Source organism: Acinetobacter sp. V2 (assembly GCF_001188385.1).
Taxonomy (GTDB): domain Bacteria; phylum Pseudomonadota; class Gammaproteobacteria; order Pseudomonadales; family Moraxellaceae; genus Acinetobacter; species Acinetobacter oleivorans.
Genome location: NZ_JZFB01000001.1, coordinates 1144027 through 1148468, shown reverse-complemented (window position 1 = coordinate 1148468; position 4442 = coordinate 1144027). Strand labels below are relative to the sequence as shown.

The following is a 4442-nucleotide window of genomic DNA, read 5'->3' as shown; positions in this document are numbered from 1 at the left end:
CCTCAAGCCAGTGGAAACGTTAAAATTGCAGCAGGATGGTTAATTGATCAGGCGGGTTGGAAAGGGAAGCAACTCGATATGGTAGGGATGTTTCATAAACAGGCATTAGTTTTGGTGAATTATGCCAATGCATCTCTTACTGATGTAAAGAAAACTTATCAGGCTGTACAACATGATGTTGATCAGCGTTTCCATATTATGTTAGAACCAGAGCCTGTGCTTTATAACAGTTTAGGTTTAATTGAAAATCATACGGAATAGTTTTATGCCAAAAGTACACTTAATGGTACGTTTAGTACAAGTAGTCACCGTGCTATTTGTACTATTAGGCTGTTTCGTGGTTTTTTTATATTCGCCGTTTTATTCAAAATTAATTGTAGCTGGGCTTAATTATTTTGTACCGGTTGATGTGAATCAAGTTGCCGCTGAAAGTCAGAGACAGGCGGCATTAAGTGAACATGATAATTTAGAGCCGGGTTCAAATCTATGGATTGCTCGTCAAGCGTATTTAAAGCTGACTGAAAAAGCTTTACGTGAAAAAAAGACAACAGATCTGACTTATCTTCAAGAAAACTATAAGGCTTTGCAGCAAATTATTCTTTTAGAAGAAAAGGAACAAGATTCAGAGGCGGCCGCTTCTGTAACGGTTCCTTTAGTCGTGAAAAACTCAGAAATTGATGCTGCTGATGAAGCAAGTAGCCCTATTGATGAAGCACTCTTTATTAATAGTTCAGAAAATAAGGCCCTTACAGAGCAATATACCGAGTTTTTAGCAAGAAAACCTGTAGTGCCAGAACACCAGAAAGCTGTTAGCGAACCTGAACAGAAAATCGAGTATGTTCGTAAAAATCCTTTACCAGTTCCAGCTAAAAAGTTATCACAACCTTATGCAATTGTTGTTTTAGGTGGTGGTTTGACTCTTGATAAAAATGGAAAAGATATTGTAGTTAATGGTTATACACGCTTGAGACTGGAAAAAACCTTAGAAGTCGAAAAACAAAATCAGCTTCCTATTGTACTGAGCGGTGTTGAAGCGCCTTATATGCAAGCTTGGTTAAAAGAGCGCGGCGTTGATGCAAAGCTACTAGAAAAACGTAGTATGAATACTTGTGAAAATACAAGATTTAGTTCTCTATTGCTTCAGAAAAAGGGTGGAGCACCGACGGTCATGTTGGTTACAGATGAATACCATATGCCGCGTACTCGCCGACTATTTGCTTTAAATGGTATAGAAACCATTCCTGTTGTAGCTCCAATGCCAACACCACTGACACGCTGGCAACCAAGTGTGCAAAATTACGATCATAGCCGTCGTGCAAATTATGAATTACTTGCGACAATTCGCGACATGTTGTTTGGTTCAAGTGATTGTCGAGAGGTACCTTAATGTCAGATATCCCATTTCTCAATCCTGCCGTATTAAAACAATTAGATTTGCCGGTTCCTAACCGTGATCTTACGCCACAGGTTTTAAGTCCACTTAATTTAAATACATTAGAAGAACCGTCTCGAGATTTACTGGCTTACCGTAAGTTGTATGGTTTGCATTTACTTGAATGTGATCATTGGCAGGGCTATGTTCAAATGCCTTTGTTCCGATTACATGTGCAAGTTTTCAAGCCTAAAGTAGAAAAAATACAAGGTACTGTCTGCTTATTACATGGCTATCTTGAGCATAGTGGTATTTATCAACCCATTATTCGTGAAATTCTTGAACAAGGCTTTAGTGTCATTACCTATGACTTACCAGGGCATGGTTTAAGCAATGGCTCACCAGCAAGTATTCAAAATTTTGATCACTATCAACAAGTTCTGATGGCTGTTTATCAATATGTAAAACATGCAGATCAGTTACCAAAACCTTGGGTAGGAATTGGACAAAGTACGGGTGGAGCAATCTGGATGCATCACTTATTGGAATATGCTGAAAAACGCCAAGATCCGATTGTAGATAGAGTTTTGCTACTTTCTCCTTTGATTCGTCCTGCAAAAACGGCATGGTGGCATAACCCAGTTGGATTGGGCATTATTCGCCGTATTAAGCGCCAAGTACCAAGACACTTTAGACGTAATAATCATAATCCTGAATTTTTACGTTTCATTCGTTTAAAAGATCCTTTGCAACCTCGAATGATGGGCATGGACTGGATTTTGGCAATGTCTAAATGGATGCAAGAAATGGAAGAGCGGCCAGCTTGTCGTATTCCTGTCTGGCTTGCACAAGGTGCTCTCGATCAGACAGTTGATTGGCGTTACAACATTGAATTTATTCGTCGTAAATTCAGGTTGCAAACGTTATTAATGCTAGAAGAAGGATCTCATCAATTAATTAATGAGCGTGCGGATATACGTGCAGCTTTAACGGGATTGATTCCAGCATTTTTACATGCGAAACCAAAACATTTTTATTATTAAAAAATAATGCATCTATCCAAAAAAATTGGATAGATGCATGAGTTAATCTTTGTACTTTATTTTGAATTTTGATAAAGCTGCATAAAGTTTTTATAAACCGAAGACTGCTTTTGTGGACTATACATATTGCGTTCGATTGTTCCCTTATCCGTTTTTATCAAAACGTTTACATTTTGAGCACTTTTAAACTCTTGCAAGAATTTACTTGGAATAATAAAGAAAGTTGTAGAATGTTTAGGAACTAATCGGCTCACATTCGTTTTTTCAGTTGATTGAGCGGGTTGATAGTTAAATCGTTTCCCATCAATATCAAATGTTAACTCGTTAATATCATAAAAGTTATAACTACTACTTAAATGAACATCTACACGAAGCTGATCTTTTTGATTCTCGTTCCATTTCACGAGCAAGCTTGGGCATAGTTCAGTTGGTGAGCAGTTTAGCTGACCCGCTGTCTTTACCTCTTTAGGAGCTGTTGTATTAACCTGTGTAGTGCTACAAGCCGCTGTAAGTAGACATGAACCCAATAAGAGTAGAGATTTCTTCATCATATAAATTCCAAGAGAGTATGCTTAATATTATTTATGTTAAGTGTAGTAAATTTTGACATAAATTAACGCATAGATGGGCTTAAAAATACAAATGGTTTTGCAATTTTAAAAGAAGACGTGGCATCACCTGCATATATATGGCTTTGATCGGGGCCTAAATCTAGTCTACGCGTTTTACCATCTTTAAAATTAATCTTTTTCAAATCAACCCAAAATACATTTGGTGATAGTGCTGACTCGAAAAAGTAAAGCATCTGTTTATGATCGGCCACAGTTCGCCAGCGAGTTGAAGAGATATTCGGTTCTTCTTGCGTATTGAGTCCATAGGGAACAGACGCATTTCGAATGACGCTAAATACAGAGGCTTGAGCCTGTTTACTATCATCATTTTTAGGAATTGCATTAATGTAAAAAGATGCACGTGCAAAGCGATCAGATGCTCGGTTTGTACCGGGGAGCATGATCGTTCCACCAATTTGTTTCCAATATTCGGCAAGTGCAAGTTGTTTATCGAAAGTAGGCGAGTTAGTCATGACTTGATAGCTGCGGCTATGGTGAATCACTTGTTTTCCGCCAATATATTCAATAATTGCACTATCACCTGTTTTGTCAGAAATAGATAAATGCAGGGTAGTGAGGCGTGTTTCGCCTGGAACATTATCGGTCACAATCGTGTAAGGTTCTTTTTCTAATGCTTTAACGGCTTCATCGACAGTTGCGAAATTATCAAGTACATATTGAGCCCATGCTGCAATACTAAGTAAAGGCTTATCCATTTTTTTCACATCTGGATATTGAGACTCCACTAACCATAAAATATTAGCAACCAAACCAGCTTCATTCATTCCATCTGTTGTGGAAACTTCATAGCCTGTAGCAATTACACTTCCATATTTAGAAGTCCATTTTATTGAATTGGAGCCTGCACTACCGTCACGACTAACCCCGCTTGGCATAATCCACAAATTTGTACCCGTATCAACTTTCCAGTCCATTGAGCGAGCAGTAATAATATGTTGGTTATTGCCTAAATATACGGCACGCGTACAAGCAACAGCATGGCTACTTAAACCTACTGCCAGTGCGACAAAAGAAGAGATGAATGTTTTTTTCAACATAATGAGATACCTTCTTGTTATAAGCATTAAAAAATTTTTTATTAAATAAAATTAAATTGTGTACGTTATTTATACTTTTATATTAGGTGAAAAATCTATTAAAGACAAATTAAAAGGGGAGTGAAATTTAAGGGAAAATCACATATCCAATTCAAATATGGAAGAGCATCACACTATAAATGTAATGCTCAACATATCAAGTTAATATAAATTAAAAGTGATTAGCATCTGCCATATTCCACATCCGATAATAAAAATTATCATCGTCATTATTAAGTTCAGACTGTAAAAGTTCGCCTTCTTTTAAGAAAAAATGCAATTGAGCATAGTTCTTAATTTCACGGTCATTTACTCGCTG

At 37.2% G+C, this 4442-nt stretch carries 4 protein-coding genes and 1 pseudogene; 3 read left to right on the top strand and 2 right to left on the bottom strand.

What is annotated here, in order from left to right:
* From UC75_RS20275 to UC75_RS05215, 3 genes and pseudogenes are all read left to right on the top strand, one after another.
* Positions 1–261: pseudogene (locus UC75_RS20275) on the top strand (UDP-N-acetylenolpyruvoylglucosamine reductase); the annotation flags it as partial.
* A gap of 4 nt (positions 262–265) precedes the next feature.
* The gene (locus UC75_RS05220; RefSeq protein ID WP_049836921.1) at positions 266–1387 is read left to right on the top strand and encodes a YdcF family protein; all 1122 of its coding nucleotides are present in this window, start codon (positions 266–268) and stop codon (positions 1385–1387) included.
* Positions 1387–2415: an alpha/beta hydrolase gene (locus UC75_RS05215; RefSeq protein ID WP_004791742.1), complete on the top strand. Its 1029-nt coding sequence runs from the start codon at positions 1387–1389 to the stop codon at positions 2413–2415. The genes UC75_RS05220 and UC75_RS05215 overlap by 1 nt, the downstream gene beginning before the upstream one ends.
* Positions 2416–2471: 56 nt before the next feature.
* Here UC75_RS05215 and UC75_RS05210 read toward each other — a convergent pair whose 3' ends face one another.
* On the bottom strand, positions 2472–2966 hold the full coding sequence (locus UC75_RS05210; protein ID WP_049836920.1) for a hypothetical protein: 495 nt from the start codon (positions 2964–2966) through the stop codon (positions 2472–2474).
* Between the two features lie 62 nt (positions 2967–3028).
* On the bottom strand, positions 3029–4084 hold the full coding sequence (locus UC75_RS05205) for a linear amide C-N hydrolase (protein WP_049836919.1): 1056 nt from the start codon (positions 4082–4084) through the stop codon (positions 3029–3031).
* Positions 4085–4442 lie beyond the last annotated feature (358 nt).